Raw genomic sequence first — 23,377 nt, 5'->3', positions numbered from 1 at the left:
GGTTCCGCCGCCAATTCGTCGAGGGTGATCTCGCCCTTGTCGGCGACGCGCGCCTCGATCCGGCCAGTCACGCCCGCCAGCTTGCCGTACCCGCCGCCGTTGCCTTGCGGCCGCGGCGCCAGCGATCCGGTTTCGCGCCGCGGCTTGATCAGATCGTTCACGAACTTCGGCGACACCCGGAAGTGCCGCGCCGCCTCGCGGTGCCCGTGACCCTCATCGACGAACGCAACCACGCGCACGCGCAGCTCTATAGGATGTGGCTTTTCCCAAATGCGACCCCCATATCTGCCTGGAAGGCAGGGAATCACATTACAGCCAATCTGGAAATCCTGAATCGGACAGGCTGCGACACGCTCTAGAGGGCGGCCGCGCGGGCGAAGGCCGGGCGATGGCGCATCCGGTCGAGAAAGGCGGTCAGGCGCGGCTCGACCACCGGAAAACGCGCGGACAGCGCCCATGTCAGGCAATGGGCGAGGATGAAGTCGGGGACGGTCATCTTTTCGCCCATCGCGAAATCGGCCTCGCCGATGCGGTGGATCAGCGTTTTCTGACTGCGTTCGAATTCCCACCGCAATGTGTTTCTGATCGCGCCCAACCGCATTTCCTCCGGCAGGACGAAGCTGTGGCGCGCCGCCAGCCACAGCGCCGCGTCGAATTCGTCCAGCAGGAACTGGGTCAGGCTATCCTGACGCGCGCGGTCCAGCGTGCCGGCCGGATGGGTGAAGCGGCCGTGCCGGTCGGCCAGATAGGTTAGGATGGCGGTGGAATCGGTGATCGGCGTGCCATCATCGATCAGGACCGGCACCTTTCCCGCCGGATTGAATTCGACCACGCCCTCGCCATGCGGGTTGGCCGGCACGTGACGATAGGCCTGGCCCAGTTCCTCCAGCATCCACAGGACGCGGAAACTGCGGCTTTTCGCGGTGCCGATGATGGTGTACATGCGCGGGCTAGTCCTTCCATTCCAGCACGATCTGGGTCTGTGTGACGATGGCGGCCAGCTTGCCGTCGCCGCGCAGAATGCGGGTGTGCCAGATTTGCGTCGTGCGGCCGCGATGCAGCGGCTCGCAGATGGCGCGGGCCACATCGCCGATCCGGATCGGGCGCAGGAAATTGGTCTTGCTCTCCAGCGTGGTCGTGCTTTTGCCGCTGGGCAGGTTCAGGATCGTCGCGGTGCCGCCGGCATTGTCGGCCAGCCCCATGATCGCGCCGCCATGCAGGACGCCGTTGCGATTGGCGAGGCTTTGCGTAACCTCCATCTCCATCTCGATCCGGTCCTTCGATGCGGATACGACCCGCGCACCCAGATGCATGGCGAAATCGGATTGCAGTTTGGCCAGATCGCGCAGGCTTTCGTCAGGATCCTCCACCAGCGCCCCCTTCTTCTTTCATGCCCTGATAGAGGCGCGGATCAGGGGCGATGGCAAGGGGCCGGGTCAGGCCTTGCCGCAGGCGACGAGCTGGTTGCGATACATCGTCGCCCGTTCGCCCACGTCGCCGGCGACCTGCACCAGCCAGTCTTTAGAAAGGTAGGATTTGCGCGCAAAGCCGGTGCGGCCCTCGTGATAGGCCAGGTATTGCGAGGTCGCGTCCCATTTCGAGATGCCCAGCCGCCGCGACGAACCATCCATGTACCAGCCCATGAAATCGGTCGCGTCCTCGATATCGTTCCGCCGCGCCCCGCGGTTTCCGGTCGCGGCGCGATATTCCTTCCACGTGCCGTCCAGCGCCTGGGAATAGCCATAGGCACTGCTTTGCCGGCCGATGGGAATGACGCCAAGCGCATAGCGATGCGGCGTGCGGGCATCGCCGATGAATTTCGATTCCTGATGGATGGCGGCCATCTGGACATGGACCGGCACGCCCCAGCGGCGCTCGGCCTTTTTCATCGCACGCATATAGGCCGGGCGCTCGGCCGCTATGGCACATGCGTTGTCCAGATTGCGCGGAGCCGAATAATTGGCCACGCCGCATGACGCCAGAAGACCGACAATCGCCAGTTTCGAAAACCTGTTCATCCTGCCCTCGTCCGTTTTTCCATGATGATAGGGGAAAAACGGACCGGTTGAAATGACAAAGCCGTAGGCCGCCGGAGGCGGGCGCCTTCCCGCGGGGGCCGCGCGGTTCGGTTCCTTCAGACGGACATGACCGCCTGGACCGCGCGCCGCCAGGCGGCATAGCGATCCTCACGCCGGTCCGGCGCCAGCTGCGGCTTGAACCGGCGATCCAGCCGCCATGCCTTGGCGTAATCCTGCGGGCCGGGACACAGGCCCGCGCGATAGCCGGCCAGCCATGCCGCACCCAGGGCGGTCGTTTCGGTGTTGTCCGGCCGGTCCACGGGTGCGCCGAGGATGTCGGCCAGAAACTGCATCGCGGGTTCGCTGGCGGTCATGCCGCCATCGACGCGCAGCACCGCGTCGCCATCCGGGATCCAGTCGGCGCGCATCGCCTCCCACAGATCGCGGGTCTGGAAGCCGACGCTTTCCAGTGCGGCGCGGGCGAATTCGGCCGGGCCGGTATTGCGCGTCAGCCCGAAGACCGCGCCGCGCGCATTGGGATCCCAATGCGGCGCGCCAAGACCGGTAAAGGCGGGGACCATGATGATCTGCTGGCTGTCATCGGCCTTGGCCGACAGGGGGCCGGTCTCGGCCGCCTCGCGGATCAGTTGCAGGCCGTCGCGCAGCCACTGGACCACCGCGCCGGCGATGAAGATGCTGCCTTCCAGCGCATAGGTCGTCTGACCATCCAGGCGGTAGGCGATCGTCGTCAGCAGCCGGTTCTCCGACCGCACGGCCCGTGTGCCGGTATTCAGCAGCGCAAAGCAGCCGGTCCCGTAGGTCGATTTCATCATGCCCGGCTGGAAGCAGGCCTGACCCACGGTTGCCGCCTGCTGGTCGCCTGCGACGCCCAGAATGGGAACCGCGCGTCCGAACAGATCGTCTCGCGTCGTGCCGAAATCGTCGGCGCTGTCCTTCACTTCGGGCAGCAGCGCCATCGGCACGCCGAACAGCTTGCACATGTCCTGCGACCATTCCCCCTTGCGGATATCGTAAAGCAGCGTGCGGCTGGCATTGGTGGCATCGGTGACATGCGCCGCCCCACCGGTCAGCTTCCAGATCAGGAAGCTGTCGATCGTGCCGAAGGCCAGCCGGCCCGCCTCGGCCCGCGCGCGCGCGCCTTCGATCCGGTCCAGGATCCAGGCGATCTTGGTGGCGCTGAAATACGGATCCAGCAACAGGCCGGTGACGCCCGTGACCTGATCCTCGACGCCCTCGTCCTTCAGGCGCCGGATCGCGTCGGCGGTGCGGCGGTCCTGCCAGACGATGGCGCGGTGGATGGGCTGACCGGTCTCGCGGTCCCAGATCACCACGGTTTCGCGCTGATTGGTGATGCCGATCGCGTCGATGCGCGGATTGCCGGCCTTTTCCAGAGCCCCGCGCGCGGTCGCGGCGCTGGTGGTCCAGATATCGTCGGGGTCGTGTTCGACCCAGCCCGAGCGCGGAAAATGCTGGGGGAATTCCTGCTGCGCCGAGGCCCGCACCCGCAGATCGTCGGAAAAGATCAGCGCGCGAGAGGATGTCGTCCCCTGATCCATTGCCAGAATCGTCATCGCGATCGTGTCTCCTGCCTGGTCTTTCCTGTCCGAATATCCGTGCCCGCGGCACCTGTCCTCATCGCCGGGATCATGGGTATTTGGACAACGAAGAAGGGGCGGCCGTGCGACCGCCCCCAAGCGGCTTCAGATCTTATTGCTGCCAGCTTTTGACCAGTTCGTCATAGCTGATGGTTTCCGGCTGGGGCTTTTCGTTGTCCAGCTTCAGTTGCGGCGCGATGGTGCCGTCTTCCTTGGCCTTGTTGTTCCACCATTCCAGATCCTTCTTCTCGGCCATCTTGGGGCCGATATCGCCCTGGATGCCGGCGCGTTCCAAACGCTCCATGACCTTTTCCTGCTCGGCACAGAGGCTGTCCATGGCCTCTTGCGGGGTCTTGGCGCCCGAGGAGGCGTCGCCGACCGCCTGCCACCACAGCTGCGCCAGCTTCGGATAATCGGGCACGTTGGTGCCGGTCGGCGTCCAGTTCAGGCGGGCGGGCGAACGATAGAACTCGATCAGGCCACCCAGCTTGGGCGCGCGTTCGGTAAAGCTTTCGTCCTGGATGGTCGATTCGCGGATGAAGGTCAGCCCGACATGGGATTTCTTCACATCGACCGTCTTCGACGTCACGAATTGCGCGTAGAGCCATGCCGCCTTGGCGCGGTCCACCGGCGTCGATTTCAGCAGCGTCCACGAGCCCGCATCCTGATAGCCCAGCTTCATGCCTTCTTGCCAATAGGCACCATGCGGCGAGGGAGCCATGCGCCACTTGGGCGTGCCGTCCTCGTTCACGACCGGCAGGCCGGGCTTGACCATGTCGGCGGTGAAGGCGGTGTACCAGAAGATCTGCTGGGCGACCTCGCCCTGGGCGGGGACCGGACCGGATTCGCTGAAGGTCATGCCCTGCGCGGCGGGTGGGGCATAGGCCCTGATCCAGTCCAGATATTTCTGGATCGCATAGACCGAGGCCGGCCCGTTGGTATCGCCGCCGCGCGACACGCAGCTGCCCACGGGGCGGTCGTTTTCATCGACCCGGATCCCCCATTCATCGACGGGCTTGCCGTTGGGGATGCCCTTGTCGCCGTTCCCGGCCATCGACAGCCAGGCATCGGTGAAGCGCCAGCCCAGCGAGGGATCCTTCTTGCCATAATCCATGTGGCCATAGACCTTCTTGCCGTCGATCTCGCGCCCGGTGAAGAACTCGGCGATGTCCTGATAGGCCGACCAGTTGACCGGGACGCCCAGGTCATAGCCGTATTTTTCCTTGAAATCGGCCTGAATCTGGGGGTCGTTGAACCAGTCGTAGCGGAACCAGTAGAGATTCGCGAATTGCTGGTCGGGCAACTGATAAAGCTTTCCGTCAGGCGCGGTGCTGAACGACTTGCCGATGAAATCGTCGATGTCGAGGCCCGGATTGGTCACGTCCTTGCCATCGCCCGCCATCCAGTCGGTCAGGTTGCGCGCCTGCTGATAGCGCCAATGGGTGCCGATCAGGTCGGTGTCGTTGACATAGGCGTCATAGACATTCTCGCCCGATTGCATCTGGGTCTGCAACTTCTCGATGACATCGCCCTCGCCGATCAGGTCGTGGGTGATGTTGATGCCGGTGATCTTGCTGAAGGCCTCGGCAAGCACCTTGGATTCGTATTCGTGGACCGTGAGGGTTTCCGACACGACGTTGATGTTCATGCCCGCGAAGGGCTTGGCCGCGTCGATGAACCATTGCATCTCGGCCTCCTGTTCCTCTCGGGTCAGGGTCGAATTGTCGATCTCGGCATCGAGAAAGGCTTTCGCCTCTTCCATGCCCGCCTGCGCGCCTGTCGCCATCAGCGCAAGCGCCATGGCGGTCGTCAGATATCGTCTCATGGTTTCCCTCCCATTGGATGCCGGTTTGGCTCCGGCGGTTTTCACACCCAGCGAAACACCGCTGCGGCGTAGATCAGTGCAACGGCCAGTCCGCCCCAGAGCGGCGTGCCGATGGTTCCCAGCCAGATCAGGCTGATGAAGGCCGAGCCGAGAAGGCTGATGAACAGCCGGTCCCCGCGCGTGGTGGTGATGCCCAGGACGCCCCGGCGCGGGGTCTCGGGAAAGCGGATGGCGAGCCATGTGAACAGGATCAGAAGGCCCGCGATGATGGTGAAGAACAGGGCGGTCGGGAAGGTCCAGGCCATCCAGCCGCCGGGATTGATGCTGCCCGTCCAGTCGCGCGCCTCGTCGCGCATCGGCACCAGCGTGGTCAGCCAGAACACGAAGCCCAGCCAGATCAGGCCAATCGTCGCGAAACCGAGATTGACGGATCTACGCATGGTCCGGCCCCTTCGATTGTGTCGCGCGGCCGGCAGGGACGATGCCGGGACGCGGAGGCATCAGGAGACGGCGCCGCGAATTCTGCGGATGGTTCATCACACCCTCCCCATGGCAAAACCCTTGGCGATGTAGTTGCGCACGAACCAGATCACCAGCGCACCGGGGATGATGGTCAGCACGCCCGCCGCCGCCAGCACGCCCCAGTCGAGGCCCGAGGCGCTGACCGTGCGTGTCATCGTCGCCGCGATGGGTTTCGCATTGACCGAGGTCAGCGTCCGGCTGAGCAGCAGTTCGACCCAGGAGAACATGAAGCTGAAGAAGGCCGCGACGCCGATTCCGCTGGCGATCAGCGGCATGAAGATCTTCACGAAGAAACGCGGAAAGGAATAGCCGTCGATATAAGCGGTCTCGTCGATCTCGCGCGGGACGCCGGACATGAATCCCTCCAGGATCCAGACGGCCAGCGGCACGTTGAACAGGCAATGCGCCAGAGCCACGGCGATATAGGTGTCGAAAAGTCCGATCGAGGAATAAAGCTGGAAGAAAGGCAGCGCGAAGACCGCCGCCGGCGCCATGCGGTTGGTCAGAAGCCAGAAGAACAGGTGCTTGTCGCCCAGAAAGCGATAGCGGCTGAACGCATAGGCTGCGGGAAGCGCGACCGAGATCGAGATCACGGTGTTCATCGCCACATAGGTCATGCTGTTGACATAGCCCATATACCAGGACGGATCGGTCAGGATCGTGCGGTAATTGTCGAGCGTGGGATTGCGCGGCCACAGGCTGAGGGTACCGAGGATCTCGCTGTTGGTCTTCAGGCTCATGTTCAGCAGCCAGTAGATGGGCAGCATCAGGAACAGCAGGTACAGCGCCATGACCAGCGCGGCGCCACGGCCCTTGGATTCAGCGACGGCGGCCATCAGAGCGTCTCTCCCTCCTTGGTCATGAGTGTGTAGAAGACGAAGGAAATCAGCAGGATCACGAGGAAATAGATCAGGCTGAACGCGGCTGCCGGCCCCAGGTCGAACTGACCCACCGCCATCTTCACGAGGTCGATCGACAGGAAGGTGGTGGCGTTGCCGGGCCCGCCGCCGGTGACGACGAAAGGTTCGGTATAGATCATGAAGCTGTCCATGAAGCGCAGCAGGATCGCGATCAGCAGCACGCCCCGCATCTTGGGAAGCTCGATATGGCGGAATACCTTCCAGCGCGAAGCCTGGTCGATCCGCGCGGCCTGATAATAGGCGTCGGGGATGGATTGCAGCCCGGCATAGCACAGCAGTGCGACCAGGCTGGTCCAGTGCCAGACATCCATCACGATCACCGTAATCCACGCATCGAAGGCGTCGTTCACATAATTGTAGTCGATGCCCAGTTTCGACAGCGTATAGCCCAGAAGGCCGATATCGACGCGGCCGAAGACCTGCCAGATCGTGCCGACCACGTTCCACGGGATCAGCAGCGGAAGCGCCATGAGCACCAGGCAGAAAGAGGCCCAGACGCCCTTTTTCGGCATGTTCAGCGCCACGAAGATGCCCAGCGGAATCTCGATGGCGAGGATGATCGCCGAGAACAGGATCTGCCGGCCAAGGGCCGCGCGGACGCGGTCCGAGCGAATCGTCTCGTCGAACCATTCGAGGCCCGCCCAGAAGAACTGGTTGCCGCCGAACGTATCCTGGAACGAGTAATTCACCACCGTCATCAGCGGCAGCACCGCCGAGAAGGCGACCAGCGCAAGGACCGGCAGAACCAGCAGCCAGGCGCGGTTGTTGAGGGGTTTTTCCATCAGGCGGCCCTTTCCACGGCGGCCGGATCGACGCGCCAGTCATCGGCATAGACATGGATGAAGGCGGGATCGGGGATGATCCGGTCCGCCCCGGCGGGAATGGGCTGGCCCTCGGGGACGATGACGTTGACCGCGGCGCCTTCGACATGGCCGCGCACGATCCGGTGATTGCCCACATCCTCGATCCGGTGCAGCATGAAGGGCAGGCCCTCGCAGCCGGTGCCGAGGCGCATGAATTCGGGGCGGATGCCGATCCGGATCCTGCCCGATAGCGGCCCATAGCCCCGCGCCAGCGCGATCGGCACGCCCGCCACCTGCGCCGTCGCGCCCTCGACCCGCGCATCCAGCAGGTTCATGCCGGGCGAGCCGATGAAATAGCCGACGAAGGTATGTTCGGGCGCGTCGAACAGCGCCTGCGGGGTTCCGGCCTGAACCACCCGGCCGTCATACATCACCACGACCTGATCGGCGAAGGTCAGGGCCTCGGTCTGGTCGTGGGTGACATAGATCATCGTATGGCCGAAACGGCGATGCAGATCCTTCAGCTGGGTGCGCAATTCCCATTTCATGTGCGGGTCGATCACGGTCAGCGGCTCGTCGAACAGGATCGCGTTCACATCCTGGCGGACCATGCCGCGCCCGAGGCTGATCTTCTGCTTGGCATCTGCGGTCAGACCGCGGGCGCGGCGGTCCAGCACGTCGGTCATGCCGATCATCTCGGCCACCTCGGCGACGCGCGACTTGATCACATCCTCGGCCAGGCCGCGATTCTTCAGCGGAAAGGCCAGGTTCTGCCGCACCGACATGGTGTCGTAGACGACCGGGAACTGAAACACCTGCGCGATGTTGCGATCAAGCGTGGGCAGGCCGGTCACGTCCGTCTCGCCGAACAGGACGCGGCCCTGCGAGGGGACCAGCAGCCCGGATATGATGTTCAGCAGGGTCGATTTTCCGCAGCCGGAACTGCCCAGAAGCGCGTAGGCGCCGCCGTCGCGCCATGTCAGGTTCATCGGCTTCAGCGCCCAGTCCGCGTCGCCGGACGGATCAGGCAGATAGCTGTGAGCCAGGTTTTCAAGCGTGATCTCGGTCATGGTGTCGTCATGCCCTCATGCCCTCATGCCGCCGCCGCATAGGCGGCGCCGCGCGCCAGCCCGCCATCGGTGTTGAACAGATAGACATGCGCCGGATCCAGCCAGACCGTCAGCGCCTGCCCATGATCGCGCTTGTGCACGCCGTTGACCAGCCCGACCCAGCGATCGGGCCCGTGGCGCAGATGCAGGAAGGTCTGCGCGCCGGTGATCTCGGTCGTCTCCAGGACGGTGGACAGCGGCATCGCGCCAGGCCGTTCGTGCAGCGACAGGTGCGACGGTCGGAATCCCGCCAGATAGTCGCCGTCGGGCAGATCGACCTGCCAGGTCGCGTCGTGGATCCCGGCCACCCCGCCCCGGACCGAGACGGGCTTGAAATTCATCGGCGGGTCCGAAAAGACCCTTGCGGTCACAGCGTCGGCGGGCTGGCGATAGACCTGTGGCGTGGGGCCGAATTGCGTGATCCGGCCTTCCCATAATGTCGCGGTATTGCCGCCCAGCAGCAGGGCTTCCTCGGGTTCGGTCGTGGCATAGACGAAGATGGCGCCGGATTCCTCGAAGATGCGGGGGATCTCGACGCGCAATTCCTCGCGCAGCTTGTAGTCCAGATTGGCCAGCGGCTCGTCCAGCAGCACCAGGCCCGCATCCTTGACCAGCGCACGCGCCAACGCGCAGCGCTGCTGCTGGCCGCCAGACAATTCCAGCGGCCGCCGATCCAGCAAGGGCGTCAGGCGCATCATCTCGGCGGTTTGCTTCACCCGCCGGTCGATCTCGTCCCGCTTCACGCGCATCAGCCGCAGGGGCGAGGCGATGTTTTCATAGACCGACATGGACGGATAATTGATGAATTGCTGATAGACCATCGCCACCTTGCGGTCCTGCACACGCTGGTCGGTCACGTCATCGCCATTCCAGAAGACGCGGCCTTGCGCCGGACGGTCCAGGCCCGCCATCAATCGCATCAGCGTTGTCTTTCCGGCCTGAGTCGGACCCAGAAGCACGTTCATGCTGCCCGGTTGCAGGACCAGGTCGGTGGCATGGATATGCACCCGTCCGCCGACCGTTTTGGAGATGCCGCGCAGTTCCAGCGTCATGCGGCTGCCCTTTTCTGGCCCATCCAGCCCTCCAGTTCGGCGATCTGGTCTGCGTTCATCTGCAGGCCCAGCTTGCTGCGCCGCCAGATGACATCCTCGGCGCGACGCGCGAATTCCTTGTCCATCAACCAGCCGACCTCGGTTTCGGTCAGGCCGGCGCCGAAATCGCGGCCAAGATCGGCCGCAGCCTTTGCCGTGCCCAGCATGGTCCAGGCCTCGGTCCCGTAGGCCCGGACCAGCCGCGCGGCCCGGTCCTGATCCAGAAACGGATAGGCCGCGCGCAGATCCGCGATCAGGCCGGCCACGCCATCGACCGGGAAATCTCCGCCGGGCAGGGGCGCACCGGCCGTCCAGGCCGAACGGGCCCGCGGAAAGTGCGGCGCCAGCCGTTCCATCGCGTGCTCGGCCAGCCGGCGATAAGTGGTGATCTTGCCGCCAAAGACGTTCAGGCAGGGCGCGCCGGCCTGATCCAGCGACAGCACATAGTCGCGCGTCGCCGCGGTGGCTGATTTGGCGCCATCGTCGTAGAGCGGCCGGACCCCGGAATAGGTCCAGACGATCTGGTCGCGCGTCACCGGCCGTGCGAAATAGTCCGAGGCGAAGCCGCACAGGTATTCCTGTTCCTCGGGGGTGCATTCGGCCTCTAGCGGGCTGCCCTGGTGATCGCGGTCGGTGGTGCCGATCAGGGTGAATCGCTGCTCATAGGGAATCGCAAAGATGATCCGGCCATCGGCGCCCTGAAAGAAATATGCCTTGTCGTGGTCATACAGCCTTGGCACGACGATGTGGGATCCGCGCACCAGGCGCACCGTCTCGGTCGAGGGCAGGTGCGCCACGTCGCGGATCACCTGGCCGACCCACGGCCCGCCCGCATTGACCAGCGCCCGGGCGCGGAAGGCGCGTCCGTCTTCCAGCGTCACGCGCCACAAATCGTCTTCACGCGCAGCCTCGGCGACCTTGGCGCCGACCATGATCCCGGCCCCGCGCATGGCCGCGTCGCGCGCGTTCAGCGCCACCAGCCGCGCATCGTCCACCCAGCAATCGCTGTATTCGTAGGCCCGCTCCAGCCGGTCCTGCAGCGGTGCCCCTTCGGGCGTATCCTTCAGCGACAGGGTGCTGGTGGGGGGCAGGATCTTCCGACCGCCCAGATGATCATAGAGAAACAGCCCCGCCCGGATCAGCAGGTTCGGCCGGTGCCCGCGGTTCCACGGCATCGCCAAGGACAGCGCGCGGCTGACGGGCGTGTCCGATTCAAACGTCATCTTCGGGTCCAGCGGCAGCACGAAGCGCATCGGCCAGCTGATATGGGGCATGGCGCGCAGCAGAACCTCGCGTTCGCGCAGCGCCTCGCGGACCAGCCGGATTTCGAGATATTCCAGATAGCGCAGCCCGCCGTGAAACAGCTTGGTGGATTTGGAGCTGGTCGCCTGCGCCAGGTCGCCCATCTCGGCCAGCCGGACCGACAGACCGCGGCCCGCCGCGTCGCGCGCGATTCCGCAGCCATTGATGCCGCCGCCGATGATGAAAAGGTCGGTGATCTCCGGCATGAGGCTCCTCCCAAAGCCGGGTCAGGTGATCACGGCTTCGTGCAAACTGTCAACGGGAATTTTCGCGGATGCGCGATTTACTTTCGTATTGACAAGAAGCGCACATCATCTTTCCGTAAACGAAAGAGGGGGTCGTGGCCATGAACATTCGCCAGATGGAGATCCTGGAGATCGCTCGTGCGTCCGGCCGCGTCGGCGTCGAGGAACTGGCCGAACGTTTCGACGTGACCTTGCAGACCATTCGCCGCGATCTGGGCGAACTGGCCGATCACGGGATGCTGGACCGGATCCATGGCGGCGCGGTCATGCGCAGCGGCGTCAGCAATATCGGCTATGCCGAGCGGCGGCGGATGCACGAGGATGCGAAAGCCGCCATTGCCCGGGCCTGCGCGGCGCGGATTCCCGACAATTCCTCGATCATCATCAATCTCGGCACCACGACCGAGGCCGTTGCCCGCGAATTGCTGGGTCATCGCAACCTGACCGTCATCACCAACAACATGAACGTTGCCAATATCCTCGTCGGCAACGACAGTTGCGAAATCGTGGTCGCGGGCGGGGCGCTGCGGCGCAGCGACGGGGGGCTGGTCGGCGATCTGACAACCGAATTCATGGCCCAGTTCAAACCCGACTACGCCATCATCGGCGCCTCGGCGCTGGATGCCGATGGCGATCTTCTGGATTTCGACATGGCCGAGGTCCGGGTCAGCCGCGCCATCGCCGGGCTGGCCCGGAAATGTTTTCTGGTGACCGATATCAGCAAGCTGGAACGATCCGCGCCGGTGCGAATCATCTCGATGTCCGATCTTGACACGGTCTTCGTGGATCGGCCCCTGCCCGATGCGCTGATGCGGAAATGCGGGGAATGGCAGACGGCCGTGGTGATCGCCTGCTAGTCGCGATCGGCCAGCAGCCGGCCAAGCGCCTGCAGGTCCCGCGCGCCGGCCTGGTCCAGCAACGTCTCCAGCGCCCGGAAATGCCGGATGACGGCGTGCCCGGTCTGGGTCAGCACCGCGCCGCCGCCGCCCGGTCCGCCACGGCTGCTGTCCACCACCGGCAGGGTGAAGCCCGCGTTCATTTCCTCGACCAGCGACCAGGCGCGCTTGTAGCTCATTCCCATGTCGCGGCCGGCGGCGGCGATCGAGCCGTGATGGTCGATCAGCACCAGAAGCTGCATCTTGCCCGGACCCAGCGTCAGAGCATGGCCATATTCCAGGCGCAGCTTGATCCGGGGAAGGGGGGCTTGCATCGGCTTGTGGTCCGGCGGTTGAGGCTGGTTCCAGACTAGGTGCGCGGTCCTCGCGCCGCAACGTCGTATCCCGGCCCGCCGCAACGACGATTGCCGTGCGGCCGGAGACTCCTATGCTGCGGAATGATCAGCAAGGGGGAAACCATGGCCGAATCCGATATCGTCATCCTGTCCGGCGCGCGCACCGCCATCGGCACCTTTGGCGGCAGCCTTGCCGCGATTGCGCCGATCCGGCTGGCAGCAACCGTCACCCGCGCCGTGATCGAGCGCGCCGGCATCGCTCCCGACCGGATCGGGCAGGTCGTCTTCGGCCATGTGATCAATACCGAGCCGCGCGACATGTATCTGTCACGCGTCGCGATGCTGGAGGCGGGGATACCCGACACCACGCCCGCGATGAACGTGAACCGGCTGTGCGGATCGGGTGCGCAGGCCATCGTCTCGGCCGCGCAGGCGCTGATGCTGGGTGACGCCGATTTCGCCATCGCGGGCGGCGCCGAAAGCATGAGCCGGTCACCCTACGCCGTGCCCTCGGCCCGGTTCGGCGCGAAGATGGGTGATCAGGTGATGCTGGACATGATGACCGGGGCGCTGACCTGCCCGATGGGCACGGGCCATATGGGCGTGACGGCGGAAAACGTCGCCGCCGAACACGGGATCGGCCGTCAGGCGCAGGACGAATTCGCCCTGGAATCGCAGCGCCGTGCCGCGTCGGCCATCGCGGCGGGGCATTTTCGCGACCAGATCGTGCCGATCGAGGTCAAGACCCGCCAGGGAGTCGCGGTCTTCGATACCGACGAACACCCGAAGCAAACCGATCTCGACCGGCTGGCCAGCCTGAAACCGGTGTTCCGCAAGGAGGGCACCGTGACCGCAGGCAATGCCAGCGGCATCAATGACGGTGCGGCGGCGCTGGTGCTGGCGCGGGCGGATGCGGCGCGGGCCGCGGGCCTGACCCCGCGCGCCCGGATCCTGGGCTACGCGGTCGCGGGCGTCCGGCCCGACGTCATGGGAATCGGCCCGATCCCGGCGGTTCGGGCATTGCTGGCGCGCACCGGGCTGAAAGTCGCCGATTTCGACGTGATCGAATCGAACGAGGCATTCGCCGCGCAAGCCTTGGCGGTCAACGAGGGGCTGGGGCTTGACCCGGGGCGGGTGAACCCGAATGGCGGCGCCATCGCCTTGGGCCATCCCGTCGGAGCAACAGGGGCCATCCTGACCGTCAAGGCGCTGTCCGAACTGGACCGGACCGGCGGCGCGAAAGCCCTCATCACCATGTGCATCGGCGGCGGCCAAGGCATCGCCATCGCGATCGAGAGAATGTGATCGGCGCCGCCGCCCCTGCGACAACAAAAGGGCGCGGCCTGATCCTCGGCTGCGCCCTTTTCGGCATCGTCTCACGATGCGCGGTGAAGGCCCGCTTCGCGCGCCGGCACCGGAAACGGGCCGCCCAGATCAGACGGCCCGCGAGTTCCACGGAGATGGCCCGGTTAGGGATGGCTAGAATCCGTCCGGTCCCAATCAGGGTTTACGACCCAGGGGGCTGCCCCTAGGCCACGGCCCCCCTGACTGTTCCGACACCTCTCTCCAATATCACTCTCGACACTGGACCACCTCCTTTCAATGTGTTGCCGTTGCAAGGGGAAGGGTGCCACAGATCGAGATTCTGTCAATCAGATTTCTTGGGGGTGCCTCAACAAATTGCGGACAATCAGCCGGAATGGCACAAGGGCCAGTAGCGCCAGTCCAAGTTTGACCAGCCAATCGGCACTTGCCAGCGAAATCCACAGCGGACCGATCGGTCCTTGACCAAGCAGCGGAACCGCCTCGTTGGCCCAGACGGTATTGCCGTCCGCCGGCAGGATGGCCGAAAATGCGATGCTGAAGAACAGGGCCGTATCCAGCGCCGATCCGACCAGCGAGGATGCCAGCGGCGCCGTCCACCAGCGCCCGCCGCGCAGGGCATCGAAAATGGCGATGTCCAGCGTTTGCGCGACGATGAAGGCCGTGCCCGATCCCAGGGCGATGCGCAGCGTGGTCCTGTCAAGGCCCGCTGCGGCCAGCGAACAGATCACCCCCACCAGGAAACCGGCCAGCACCACCCGGCGCGCGGCCGCCGCGCCGTAGACACGGTTCATCACATCGGTGACGAGAAAGGCGAAGGGATAGGTGAAGGCGCCCCAGGTCAGCCAGTCTCCGATGACGAACTGGACCAGGATATTCGAGGCCACGACGATGGCGGCCATGGCGATCACGCCGGGCAGATAGCGGGTCATGAATGATGTTCCGTTTTACAAGGTTGCGGACAACTCGGCTCCGCGGCGCGGAACAACGCGGCCATACGCCGGGCCGGCGGGTGCTGTCAATTCGGCGCGCTCGCAACCGCGGCCGGTCGCCATCGCACCCAGGGTTCGACAAACTCCTCGCGCTCTTTGCAAATACCTGCGGGGGTGAATTGGCCGCAGGCCAAGAGGGGGCCGGCGAGGTCCCCTTTCCCGGTCAGTTTCGCAACCGATATTCGACCAGTTCCGTTCTCTGCACGATCAGGAAATTGTCGTCCGAAATCATCGTCAGCCGGATTCCCTGTCCGTCGTCCCAGACCGAGATCCCCTCGAGGTTGTCATATTGCAGCGGTCGCGTGGTCAGCAGGATTTCCTCGTCCTTCGGGCCCTCGGCGGTCAGCCGCATCCGGCGCACGCGCGAGACGAACCCGAAGAGGCCGCGAAAATCGCGCTCCAGTATGTAAAGCATCCCGTCGGGGCCGAAATCCGCGCCGGTCATCAGCCAGCGCGGATCCCGGCGGATCGTGCCCAGGCGGCTCCATTTGCCGTCGCGGAAACCCAGGACCGGAAACGGCCGGTCCTTGCGCGAGGATCGTTCGACGATCGCGACCAGCAATCCGTCATCGCGAACAGCCAGCGCCTCCATCCCCGAATTGGTGCGGAAGTCGGGCAGTTTCGGCGGCAAGGGCCGGCGGGTCGCGGGCGCATCGGGATCGGCATAGCTGGCGATCCGGTCCAGACCTTCGAAACTGACCCAGATGCTGCTGTCGGGCGCGATCGCCAAGCCCTCGCTGTCGCCCAGATAGCCCGGCTTCAGCGGTTGTCCCTTGCTGTCCTTCAGATGGGCGCGCCCGGCGACATTCATGCCCCGGATGCGGCCCTGCGCGTCGCGTTCGACGCTGCCCCAATACAGCCAGGCGCGGTCGCTGAGGGCGTTGAAGCCGGACCCGTCGGCACTGATCTCCAGCCCGGAAAAGCCGCCGAAACTGCCTTCGGTGCCCGACCAGACATAGGTTCCGATGTAATCCAGCGTCACGGCCGGCGCGGGGGCGCCGGCCGTGATCAGCAGGACGGACAGGATGGCGCCTAGCGCGCGCCGGCGACGGTGCGGCATTGGGCAGGCAACTCGGCCATGCGATAGGTGCGGGGATGGCGGTAATTCGGATCGGGCGGGGCGGGTTTCACGCGGCTGGGGTCGATCCGGTTCCTGATCCATTCGGCAGCCTCGGCGCAACCATCGCCCGGGGGCGGCGGTTCCTGATCCTGACAGATCGAGCCGGGCGGACAGTCAAGCCGGACATGGAAGTGGGATTCATGCCCGTTCAGGGGCCGGATCTTGCGAAGCCAGCCTCGGTCGCCCTTTTCCAACTGGCACATCGCGACCTTGACCACGGGGTCGGTAAAGATCCGCTCGACCCGCGGATCGCGGGCCGCGGCGCGCAGGATCGTCATGTGCCCGCCGTTGAAATTCGGCGACAGCGCCGTGCCGCCCCTGGCCACGACCGAAGCCGAGGAGATGCGTTCCCGCTGCGCCGGGCTCAGCGCCAGCGAGGAGGGCGGCAGCATCCAGACATCGGCGTCCAGCCCGATCTGATGGCTGGCATGGCCCGAGGTCATCGGCCCGCCGCGAGGCTGGCTCATGTCGCCGATATAGAGGCCGCGCCAGCCGGCCTGCTGTGCAACGCGGGACAGGCCGACCAGGAAATCGACCAGTTCGGGATGGCCCCAGTTGCGGTTGCGCGACAGTCGCATGGCCTGCCAGCTTGGCCCGGACTCGGGCAGTTGCGCGAAGCCCTGGCCGCAGCCCTTGGAATAATAGCCGATCGATACCGGCGGGCCTTGCGAGGCGCCGCGGAAGTTGCCGAACACGTCCTTGGCCAGCGACTGGGCCGACAGCGGTGCGGCAAGCCCTGCCAACAGGGCGGCTGCGGTCAGGAACTTGCGGATCACTGCTTTGCCTCTCCTTCGGGTTTGACCCAGCCTAGCAGAACCAGCGCCAGAAGAAACATCGCGATCAGGGGCGAGATGCCGATGCGCTGATTGCCGGTCAGATCGGTGACCGTCGCGATCAGGAACGGCGCCAGGAACGCGGTGGCCTTGCCCGAAAGCGCATAGAGGCCAAAGCCTTCTGTCGCCTTGTCCGCGGTGGTGTGGCGGACCATCATCGTGCGGCTGGCCGCTTGCAGCGCGCCGCCCGCGCCGCCGATCAGCGCCCCACACAGAAAGAAGATCGCATCGGGCAGGCGCAGCCCGGCCACGACCGGGCCGTCCGGCACCGCCATGCCAAGGAAGGTGTCGCGATCCATGCTGATGATCACGATGCAGACCGCGATCAGGATCAGCATGCAGGCCGCGATGACCGGGCGCGGGCCCCAGCGTCGGTCGGCGCGCCCGCCGAGCCAACTGATGATCGCGGCCGAGACGGCGCTGACCACGCCGAAGATACCCGCCAGAAAGACCGGCCAGCCCAGCACGGTGCCGGCATAGACGCCGCCGAAACCGTATAGCGCGTTCAGCGCGTCGCGCGACAGCATCGACGAGACCAGCCAGGCCGCCAGGCTGCGGCGATGGCGCAGGCTGCCGATCAGCCGTCCCAGATCGCGCATCGCGGCGCCCAGCCTGATTCTTGCGCGCGGCCCGCGCGGCTCGCGGACCCACAGGAAGAACGGCACCATGAAGATGGCATACCAGATCGCCACGAAAGGCCCGACAAAGCGCGTCCCCTCGCGGGTCTCGGGATCCAGACCGAAAAGCGGCGCGATCCCGGCCAGCGTCCGGCCCGACGGCGTTTCGGCGAACAGGGCCAGCATCAGCGTCAGCGCGACGACGCCGCCCACATAGCCGAAGGCAAAGCCCGACCCGGACAGGCGCCCGATCTCGTTGCGCGGGGCAAGGCCGGGCAACATGGCATTGGTGAAGATGGTGGCGAATTCCATGCCGATCAGGCCGATGCCGAACAGCGTGACCGCGGCGATCAGCGGCGGCTGTTCGGGGACCACGAACCACAGCCCCGCGGCGCCCAGGACATACAGCGCCGAGAACAGCCAGACCCAGGGCATCCGGCGTCCCGAGGTGTCGGCCACCGCGCCCAGGATCGGCGCCAGAACCGCGATCACGACGCCGCTGACCGACAGACCGTAACCCCACAACGCCTGCGCACGCGCCCCCGACAGCGTCACGCCATCGCCCAGGGCGATGAAATGGCTTTTCGCGATCTCGGCGAAATAGATCGAGAAGACGAAGGTCAGCAGCAGCGTGGCATAGGGCTGGCTGGCCCAGTCGAAAAACCACCAGCCCCAGATCCGCTTGCGGTCCATCTCGTCCCCCGGTCGCTTTTTCGCCATAAGGCCCGAGGCGGGTCAGACTGGCAAGTCACCTTTCGTGCCGTCGGGAACCAGCGGCGGCCAGGGCCGTGCCGCATCGGCGTCGATCCAGGCCTGCACCCAGCCGGGCAGGTCGGGGCTGCCGACCGGATGGCCAAGCGCCTGCATCAGCCGCGGCGGGGGGACGATCCCCTGCCGGGATGTCACCGCTGAACGGATCAGCACCTGATTGCAGCATTCGGATCCCTTCCACATGGACTGATCCATGTAGATGAAGCGATCATCCCAGCCGACCATGCGCGAGATCATCGTGAACCTCTCGAAGGCGCGGATTCGCCGCCGGTAGCGGGTCGAGTTTCCGGCGACGGTGATCCCCCAGCCTTTCTCGCGCAGAACCGGCACCAGCCCGGTGCGGGAAGCCAGCGGGATCCGGCCCAGGTCGTACAGGGTCAGGGTGCGGCCGTTGTTCAACTCGATCCAGGGATCCAGATCCCATGGCCAGCAGCGATGGGTCGAGACATGCGCGTCCATCGGTCCAAGCGGCGGCGCGCCGCGGAACTTGATCATCTCCTTGGCGAAACGGATCAGCGGATACATCGGGCCCCCTTCTGTTGCCGGGCAGGGCCGGGCGTGGCCCGGCCCGGCGGCATCGTCAACCCGAACGCTGCGGCAACCGGGTTGCACGCCGGCGCCGGCGCCTGCATAGAGGTCCGGACCGCGACGACGAGGGCATAATGGGAACGCTGTACGAGGCCTTGCAACTGATCCTGCAAGTGGTGTGGTTCGTGATGATCGTCCACATCATCATGTCATGGCTGATCAATTTTCAGGTTCTGAACCTGCGCCAGCCGCTGGTCGCACAGATCTGGGACGGGCTGAACCGGCTTCTGGAACCTCTCTACCGTCCAATCCGCAACATCCTGCCCAATACCGGCGGGCTGGATCTGGCGCCGCTGGTCGTGTTCATAATCATTATCATCCTGCAACGCGCCCTGGCCAACAATGCCGGCTTCTTCTACGGCATGTGATGCCCAGGGACGTGCCCGCCGACGATCTTCTGAGGCAGGTCTGGGGCTTTGACGGCTTTCGACCCGGCCAGGGCGAGATCGTCGAGGCCGTGGCCCAAGGCCGCGAGGTTCTGGCGATCATGCCGACCGGCGGCGGCAAGTCGCTGTGCTATCAATTGCCCGCGCTGATGCGCGACGGCGCAACGGTCGTCATCTCGCCGCTGATCGCCCTGATGCGCGATCAGGTTCGCGCGCTGACCGCAGCGGGCGTGCCGGCCGGCGCGCTGACCAGCGGCAATACGCAGGACGAAACCGATGCGGTCTTGGCGGCGCTGGAACGGCGCGAACTGAAACTGCTCTACATGGCGCCGGAACGGCTGGCCTCGGGCGGGGCGATCAATCTGCTGCGCCGGGCGGGCGTCACCGCCATCGCCGTGGACGAGGCGCATTGCGTCAGCCAGTGGGGTCACGACTTCCGGCCCGATTACCTGCGCATCGGCGAACTGAAGCGCACGCTGGGCGTGCCTTTGGCGGCCTTCACGGCGACCGCCGATGCCGAGACGCGGGCCGAGATCGTGACCCGCCTGTTCGACGGCGCCGAACCCGTCACCTTCCTGCGCGGCTTCGACCGCCCCAATATCCGGCTGGCCTTTCAGCCCAAGGACAGCCCGCGCAAGCAATTGCTGTCCTTCGTTGCCGCACGGCGCGGACAATCGGGCATCGTCTATTGTGCCAGCCGCGCCCGGACCCAGACGCTGGCGCAGGCGCTGAATGACCAAGGCCACAGCGCGGTCGCCTATCACGGCGGTATGGAAGCCGATCTGCGCCGTCGGGTCGAAAGCCGGTTCCAGCAGGAAGACGGCCTGATCGTCTGCGCGACGGTCGCCTTCGGCATGGGCATCGACAAGCCCGACATCCGCTGGGTGGTCCATGCCGACCTGCCGAAATCCATCGAGGCCTATTATCAGGAAATCGGCCGCGCCGGTCGGGACGGCGATCCGGCCGAGACGCTGACCCTTTACGGTCCCGACGACATTCGCCTGCGTCGTGCGCAGGTCGATGAGGGGCTGGCCGCCAATGATCGCAAGGGGGCCGATCACGCGCGGCTGAACGCGCTGCTGGGTCTGGCCGAGGCGACAGGCTGCCGCCGCCGCCGCCTGCTGGCCTATTTCGGCGAGGACATGCAGGCGGATTGCGGCAATTGCGATCTGTGCCTGACCCCGCCCCGGCTGTTCGACGGCACGCAGGCGGTGCGCATGGCGCTGTCGGCGATGCTGCGCACCGGTGAATGGTTCGGCGCGGGGCACCTGATCGACATCCTGACTGGCCACTCGACCGAAAAGGTTCGTGAACGCGGCCATGACAAGCTGCCGACCTTCGGTGTCGGTCGCGATCATTCGCGTGGCCAGTGGCAGGCGATCTTCCGGCAGATGATGGGCCTGGATCTGTGCCGCCCCGATCCGGAACGCCACGGGGCGCTGTTCCTGACCGACGCCGCCCATCCGGTTCTGCGCGGCGAGGACAGCGTAACCCTGCGTCATGACACGACCCTGCGGGCCAAGGGGGCCAATGTCCTGCGCACGCAGGTCGACGAAGAGGATGAGCCGCTTCTGTCGGCGCTGAAGGCCCGGCGCCGCGCGCTGGCCGAGGCCGCCCGCGTGCCTGCCTATGTCATCTTCCCCGACCGCACGCTGATCGAGATGGCCCGCCTGCGTCCTCAGGATCTGGACCAGATGGCGCGGGTCAGCGGGGTCGGGGCGAAGAAGCTGGAAAGCTATGGCACCGAATTCCTGTCTGTGATCGCAGGCGATCAGCCGGACATGCATCCCCACCGCCGGGCGCTGGCGGGCCGGCCCGAGGGCATCCTGTTCGACCGTCTGGTCGCGGCGCAGAACCGGCTGACGCGCGGCGAGGATGGAACCGAAAAGCCGCTGTCCTGTTCGACCGCGCAACTGCGCCGCATCGCCGAATCTCGCCCCGCGGACCAGGCTGCCCTGTCGCGCCATCTGGATGCCGCGCGCCTGAATCGCTTCGGTCCGGCCTTCCTGCGACAGATCGCCGAGAGCTGAGGCCGCGCCACGCGGCCCATCACCGCGTGCCGTCCGTGCTTTGCCTGACAGGCGGATTCCCGTCCGTTGCAGGGAAACATCGGCGCATCCGCGTTGATCCTGTCCGGCTTCTTGTCCGTCTGCGACACCTGCGATCACCTGCTTGTCATCGCTCGTGCCGTAACGGGCGGTATCGCCGGAACGAAGGGTAATGGGAATGTGATGCGCATTTTCGGCCCGCCGCATCGTGACTATGTCTAGGTCGGGTTGCAAGGCTGCCACGCACAAGACGGATCGGAGGAAGAACATGAAACTTACATGGTCAGACGTGACACCGAAGGCCCACTGGCTGGATCGGCGTGCATTCATCGCGACTGCCGCGGCTCTGTCCGCCTCGCCGGCGCTGGCGCTAAGCGGCAAGCCGTCCGGGTTGTCGACCGACGAAAAGCCCAACACGCTGGAAGAAATTACAAATTACAACAATTACTATGAATTCGGCACCGGCAAGGAGGATCCCGCCCGCAATGCTGGCAGGCTGAAAACCGATCCCTGGTCGGTCGAGATCGGCGGTCTGGTGGATCGCCCCGGCTCTTACGGTGTCGAGGATCTTGCGCCCGAGAACACGCTTGAGGAACGCATCTACCGGCTGCGCTGCGTCGAGGGCTGGTCGATGGTCATTCCCTGGATCGGCGTGCCGCTGGCTTCGGTGCTGAACACGGCCGGGATCCAGCCCTCGGCGAAATTCGTCGCCTTCGAGACGGTGACGCAGCCCGACAACATGCCCGGTCTGCGCTATCCGATCCTTGACTGGCCCTATCGCGAGGGACTGCGGCTCGACGAGGCGATGCACCCGCTGGCGATTCTGGCGACCGGATTGTATTCCGACCCGCTGCCGAACCAGAACGGGGCTCCGATCCGGCTGGTCGTGCCATGGAAATACGGGTTCAAGTCGATCAAGTCGATCGTCAGGATCACCCTGTCCGACAGCCAGCCCTATGCCACCTGGAATGCAAGTCAGCCCAACGAATACGGGTTTTACGCCAATGTGAACCCGAATGTCGACCATCCCCGCTGGTCGCAGGCATCCGAGCGGCGCATCGGTGCCGGACTGTTCGCCGGACGTGAGGAAACGCTGATGTTCAACGGCTATGCCGATCAGGTTGCATCGCTGTATTCCGGCATGGATCTCAAGAAGAACTTCTGATGCGCAGAAGAATCAATGATGCACTGCGCCGACTGCCGGTCTGGGTCGTGTGGCTGGGGGGCATGATCCCGCTTGCTTTGCTGGTGTCGGATACGTTCTTCGGCGGACTGGGCATCGACCCGGTTCGCGACATCGAATATCGCCTGGGCCGGACCGCGCTCTATTTCCTGATCGCCAGCCTTGCGGTCACGCCGCTGCTGCGGATCGCGGGAATCAGTCTGATGCGGTTTCGCCGCGCGCTTGGGCTGATCTGTTTCACCTATGCGGGCCTGCATGTCCTGTCCTGGCTGGCGCTGGACATGGGGTTTCTCTGGGCGCAGATGGCCCGCGATATCGTGAAGCGGCCCTATCTGCTGTTCGGAATGGTGGCGTTCACGCTGCTGACGGCGCTGGCAGTGACATCGAACAACCTGTCGATCCGGCGCATGGGCGCGCAAGGCTGGCGCAATCTGCACAAGCTGGTCTATGTCGCCGCGCCGCTCGTCGCCCTGCACTGGATCTGGTCGCTGAAGACCTTTCCGGTCACGCCGACCTTCTGGCTTCTGGTGATTCTGTTGCTTCTCGGCCTGCGGGTCGTGATCAAGAGACCGCTGGCGCGCGCAAGACCGGCAAGGGCCTGAAGAAGGTTTTCGAAACAGGCCCTTGGCAGGAAATTGACGCGCAGGGCAGTTTTTTTGCGAATTTCCTCTTGCACCTTTGTTTTGTGATCCGTAGATACGCCTTCACCGATCGGGCCTGAGGGTTTGATTGGTTCGGGGCTTCGGGTTTTGGCTTTGGGGTTTCGGGAGATTATCCGGGATGGATGGCCGTTGGGGCGTCGTGAGAGTGGCGCGTCTTCGGTGATTGTTGTTT

General features: G+C 65.1%; 23 protein-coding genes and 1 pseudogene. 6 read left to right on the top strand and 18 right to left on the bottom strand.

The window, feature by feature from the left end; genetic code table 11:
* The 12 genes and pseudogenes from AC13CR_RS00715 to glpD form a co-directional block, all read right to left on the bottom strand.
* Positions 1-239, bottom strand: a pseudogene (locus tag AC13CR_RS00715) (hypothetical protein); the annotation flags it as partial.
* A gap of 116 nt (positions 240-355) precedes the next feature.
* Complete coding sequence (locus tag AC13CR_RS00710) at positions 356-943, bottom strand: glutathione S-transferase family protein (protein WP_292951225.1); 588 nt, start codon at positions 941-943, stop codon at positions 356-358.
* A gap of 7 nt (positions 944-950) precedes the next feature.
* Positions 951-1,370, bottom strand: coding sequence for a PaaI family thioesterase (locus tag AC13CR_RS00705; RefSeq protein WP_292951228.1), 420 nt, complete (start codon positions 1,368-1,370; stop codon positions 951-953).
* Positions 1,371-1,436: 66 nt separating this feature from the next.
* Positions 1,437-2,018 (bottom strand): transglycosylase SLT domain-containing protein, encoded by a 582-nt coding sequence (locus AC13CR_RS00700; protein ID WP_292951231.1) that lies wholly within the window; start codon positions 2,016-2,018, stop codon positions 1,437-1,439.
* Positions 2,019-2,134: 116 nt separating this feature from the next.
* On the bottom strand, positions 2,135-3,610 hold the full coding sequence (glpK, locus tag AC13CR_RS00695) for a glycerol kinase GlpK (protein WP_292979101.1): 1,476 nt from the start codon (positions 3,608-3,610) through the stop codon (positions 2,135-2,137).
* A gap of 136 nt (positions 3,611-3,746) precedes the next feature.
* Positions 3,747-5,459, bottom strand: coding sequence for an ABC transporter substrate-binding protein (locus AC13CR_RS00690; RefSeq protein WP_446233509.1), 1,713 nt, complete (start codon positions 5,457-5,459; stop codon positions 3,747-3,749).
* Positions 5,460-5,500: 41 nt separating this feature from the next.
* Positions 5,501-5,815, bottom strand: a complete 315-nt coding sequence (locus tag AC13CR_RS00685; protein ID WP_292952238.1) for a DUF2160 domain-containing protein — start codon at positions 5,813-5,815, stop codon at positions 5,501-5,503.
* Positions 5,816-5,995: 180 nt separating this feature from the next.
* Positions 5,996-6,817: a carbohydrate ABC transporter permease gene (locus AC13CR_RS00680; protein ID WP_292952193.1), complete on the bottom strand. Its 822-nt coding sequence runs from the start codon at positions 6,815-6,817 to the stop codon at positions 5,996-5,998.
* Positions 6,817-7,683: a carbohydrate ABC transporter permease gene (locus AC13CR_RS00675; protein WP_292952196.1), complete on the bottom strand. Its 867-nt coding sequence runs from the start codon at positions 7,681-7,683 to the stop codon at positions 6,817-6,819. The genes AC13CR_RS00680 and AC13CR_RS00675 overlap by 1 nt, the downstream gene beginning before the upstream one ends.
* Positions 7,683-8,774 (bottom strand): ABC transporter ATP-binding protein, encoded by a 1,092-nt coding sequence (locus tag AC13CR_RS00670; protein ID WP_293015132.1) that lies wholly within the window; start codon positions 8,772-8,774, stop codon positions 7,683-7,685. The genes AC13CR_RS00675 and AC13CR_RS00670 overlap by 1 nt, the downstream gene beginning before the upstream one ends.
* A gap of 23 nt (positions 8,775-8,797) precedes the next feature.
* Positions 8,798-9,865: an ABC transporter ATP-binding protein gene (locus AC13CR_RS00665; RefSeq protein WP_292952202.1), complete on the bottom strand. Its 1,068-nt coding sequence runs from the start codon at positions 9,863-9,865 to the stop codon at positions 8,798-8,800.
* Positions 9,862-11,412 carry a glycerol-3-phosphate dehydrogenase gene (glpD, locus tag AC13CR_RS00660; protein ID WP_292952205.1) on the bottom strand — a complete coding sequence of 517 codons (1,551 nt, stop codon included), beginning with the start codon at positions 11,410-11,412 and terminating at the stop codon, positions 9,862-9,864. Before glpD ends, AC13CR_RS00665 begins: the two co-directional genes overlap by 4 nt.
* Positions 11,413-11,546: 134 nt before the next feature.
* On the opposite strand from glpD, the gene AC13CR_RS00655 reads away from it, so the two are divergent.
* Complete coding sequence (locus AC13CR_RS00655; RefSeq protein ID WP_292952208.1) at positions 11,547-12,308, top strand: DeoR/GlpR family DNA-binding transcription regulator; 762 nt, start codon at positions 11,547-11,549, stop codon at positions 12,306-12,308.
* Here the strand turns inward: AC13CR_RS00655 and AC13CR_RS00650 are convergent.
* Complete coding sequence (locus AC13CR_RS00650; protein WP_292952211.1) at positions 12,305-12,661, bottom strand: winged helix-turn-helix domain-containing protein; 357 nt, start codon at positions 12,659-12,661, stop codon at positions 12,305-12,307. The two genes, AC13CR_RS00655 and AC13CR_RS00650, sit on opposite strands and share 4 nt — an antisense overlap.
* A gap of 144 nt (positions 12,662-12,805) precedes the next feature.
* On the opposite strand from AC13CR_RS00650, the gene AC13CR_RS00645 reads away from it, so the two are divergent.
* Complete coding sequence (locus AC13CR_RS00645) at positions 12,806-13,987, top strand: acetyl-CoA C-acyltransferase family protein (RefSeq protein WP_292952240.1); 1,182 nt, start codon at positions 12,806-12,808, stop codon at positions 13,985-13,987.
* A gap of 347 nt (positions 13,988-14,334) precedes the next feature.
* On the opposite strand, the gene AC13CR_RS00640 is transcribed toward AC13CR_RS00645, so the two are convergent.
* The 5 genes from AC13CR_RS00640 to AC13CR_RS00620 all read right to left on the bottom strand — a co-directional run bounded on the left by AC13CR_RS00640 (position 14,335) and on the right by AC13CR_RS00620 (position 18,863).
* Positions 14,335-14,937 carry a VUT family protein gene (locus AC13CR_RS00640; RefSeq protein ID WP_292952214.1) on the bottom strand — a complete coding sequence of 201 codons (603 nt, stop codon included), beginning with the start codon at positions 14,935-14,937 and terminating at the stop codon, positions 14,335-14,337.
* 223 nt (positions 14,938-15,160) lie between these two features.
* A complete protein-coding gene (locus tag AC13CR_RS00635) occupies positions 15,161-16,057 on the bottom strand; it encodes an esterase-like activity of phytase family protein (protein ID WP_482900373.1) in 897 nt (298 codons plus the stop codon).
* Positions 16,030-16,893, bottom strand: coding sequence for a penicillin-insensitive murein endopeptidase (gene mepA, locus AC13CR_RS00630; protein WP_482900372.1), 864 nt, complete (start codon positions 16,891-16,893; stop codon positions 16,030-16,032). Before mepA ends, AC13CR_RS00635 begins: the two co-directional genes overlap by 28 nt.
* Positions 16,890-18,287 carry an MFS transporter gene (locus tag AC13CR_RS00625; protein ID WP_482919978.1) on the bottom strand — a complete coding sequence of 466 codons (1,398 nt, stop codon included), beginning with the start codon at positions 18,285-18,287 and terminating at the stop codon, positions 16,890-16,892. The genes mepA and AC13CR_RS00625 overlap by 4 nt, the downstream gene beginning before the upstream one ends.
* A 15-nt stretch (positions 18,288-18,302) precedes the next feature.
* Positions 18,303-18,863: an acyl-CoA thioesterase gene (locus tag AC13CR_RS00620; protein WP_293768064.1), complete on the bottom strand. Its 561-nt coding sequence runs from the start codon at positions 18,861-18,863 to the stop codon at positions 18,303-18,305.
* A gap of 137 nt (positions 18,864-19,000) precedes the next feature.
* Between AC13CR_RS00620 and AC13CR_RS00615 the strand changes: the two genes are divergently transcribed.
* The 4 genes from AC13CR_RS00615 to AC13CR_RS00600 all read left to right on the top strand — a co-directional run bounded on the left by AC13CR_RS00615 (position 19,001) and on the right by AC13CR_RS00600 (position 23,145).
* Positions 19,001-19,294: a YggT family protein gene (locus AC13CR_RS00615; RefSeq protein WP_292952229.1), complete on the top strand. Its 294-nt coding sequence runs from the start codon at positions 19,001-19,003 to the stop codon at positions 19,292-19,294.
* Entirely contained in the window at positions 19,294-21,342 is a 2,049-nt protein-coding gene (recQ, locus tag AC13CR_RS00610) for a DNA helicase RecQ (protein ID WP_482900370.1), read from the top strand. Before AC13CR_RS00615 ends, recQ begins: the two co-directional genes overlap by 1 nt.
* A 286-nt stretch (positions 21,343-21,628) precedes the next feature.
* Complete coding sequence (gene msrP / locus AC13CR_RS00605; RefSeq protein ID WP_482900369.1) at positions 21,629-22,525, top strand: protein-methionine-sulfoxide reductase catalytic subunit MsrP; 897 nt, start codon at positions 21,629-21,631, stop codon at positions 22,523-22,525.
* The gene (locus tag AC13CR_RS00600) at positions 22,525-23,145 is read left to right on the top strand and encodes a protein-methionine-sulfoxide reductase heme-binding subunit MsrQ (RefSeq protein WP_292979083.1); all 621 of its coding nucleotides are present in this window, start codon (positions 22,525-22,527) and stop codon (positions 23,143-23,145) included. The genes msrP and AC13CR_RS00600 overlap by 1 nt, the downstream gene beginning before the upstream one ends.
* Positions 23,146-23,377: the final 232 nt, after the last annotated feature.

This window comes from Paracoccus sp. L-17, assembly GCF_056857655.1.
The sequence above is the reverse complement of the archived record's forward strand: the minus strand, read 5'-3'. Positions and strand labels throughout refer to the sequence as shown.

Bases quoted from the DNA above. Each gene is read 5' to 3' on its own strand.
- AC13CR_RS00615 (WP_292952229.1), top strand. From the start codon at position 19,001: ATGGGAACGCTGTACGAGGCCTTGCAACTGATCCTGCAAGTGGTGTGG.
- recQ (WP_482900370.1), top strand. From the start codon at position 19,294: ATGCCCAGGGACGTGCCCGCCGACGATCTTCTGAGGCAGGTCTGGGGC.
- msrP (WP_482900369.1), top strand. From the start codon at position 21,629: ATGAAACTTACATGGTCAGACGTGACACCGAAGGCCCACTGGCTGGAT.
- AC13CR_RS00675 (WP_292952196.1), bottom strand. From the start codon at position 7,683: ATGGAAAAACCCCTCAACAACCGCGCCTGGCTGCTGGTTCTGCCGGTC.
- AC13CR_RS00620 (WP_293768064.1), bottom strand. From the start codon at position 18,863: ATGTATCCGCTGATCCGTTTCGCCAAGGAGATGATCAAGTTCCGCGGC.
- AC13CR_RS00625 (WP_482919978.1), bottom strand. From the start codon at position 18,287: ATGGCGAAAAAGCGACCGGGGGACGAGATGGACCGCAAGCGGATCTGG.
- glpD (WP_292952205.1), bottom strand. From the start codon at position 11,412: ATGCCGGAGATCACCGACCTTTTCATCATCGGCGGCGGCATCAATGGC.
- AC13CR_RS00690 (WP_446233509.1), bottom strand. From the start codon at position 5,459: ATGAGACGATATCTGACGACCGCCATGGCGCTTGCGCTGATGGCGACA.
- AC13CR_RS00665 (WP_292952202.1), bottom strand. From the start codon at position 9,865: ATGACGCTGGAACTGCGCGGCATCTCCAAAACGGTCGGCGGACGGGTG.
- AC13CR_RS00645 (WP_292952240.1), top strand. From the start codon at position 12,806: ATGGCCGAATCCGATATCGTCATCCTGTCCGGCGCGCGCACCGCCATC.
- AC13CR_RS00650 (WP_292952211.1), bottom strand. From the start codon at position 12,661: ATGCAAGCCCCCCTTCCCCGGATCAAGCTGCGCCTGGAATATGGCCAT.
- AC13CR_RS00700 (WP_292951231.1), bottom strand. From the start codon at position 2,018: ATGAACAGGTTTTCGAAACTGGCGATTGTCGGTCTTCTGGCGTCATGC.
- AC13CR_RS00640 (WP_292952214.1), bottom strand. From the start codon at position 14,937: ATGACCCGCTATCTGCCCGGCGTGATCGCCATGGCCGCCATCGTCGTG.
- AC13CR_RS00685 (WP_292952238.1), bottom strand. From the start codon at position 5,815: ATGCGCGACGAGGCGCGCGACTGGACGGGCAGCATCAATCCCGGCGGC.
- AC13CR_RS00635 (WP_482900373.1), bottom strand. From the start codon at position 16,057: ATGCCGCACCGTCGCCGGCGCGCGCTAGGCGCCATCCTGTCCGTCCTG.
- AC13CR_RS00670 (WP_293015132.1), bottom strand. From the start codon at position 8,774: ATGACCGAGATCACGCTTGAAAACCTGGCTCACAGCTATCTGCCTGAT.
- AC13CR_RS00710 (WP_292951225.1), bottom strand. From the start codon at position 943: ATGTACACCATCATCGGCACCGCGAAAAGCCGCAGTTTCCGCGTCCTG.
- AC13CR_RS00680 (WP_292952193.1), bottom strand. From the start codon at position 6,817: ATGGCCGCCGTCGCTGAATCCAAGGGCCGTGGCGCCGCGCTGGTCATG.
- AC13CR_RS00600 (WP_292979083.1), top strand. From the start codon at position 22,525: ATGCGCAGAAGAATCAATGATGCACTGCGCCGACTGCCGGTCTGGGTC.
- glpK (WP_292979101.1), bottom strand. From the start codon at position 3,610: ATGACGATTCTGGCAATGGATCAGGGGACGACATCCTCTCGCGCGCTG.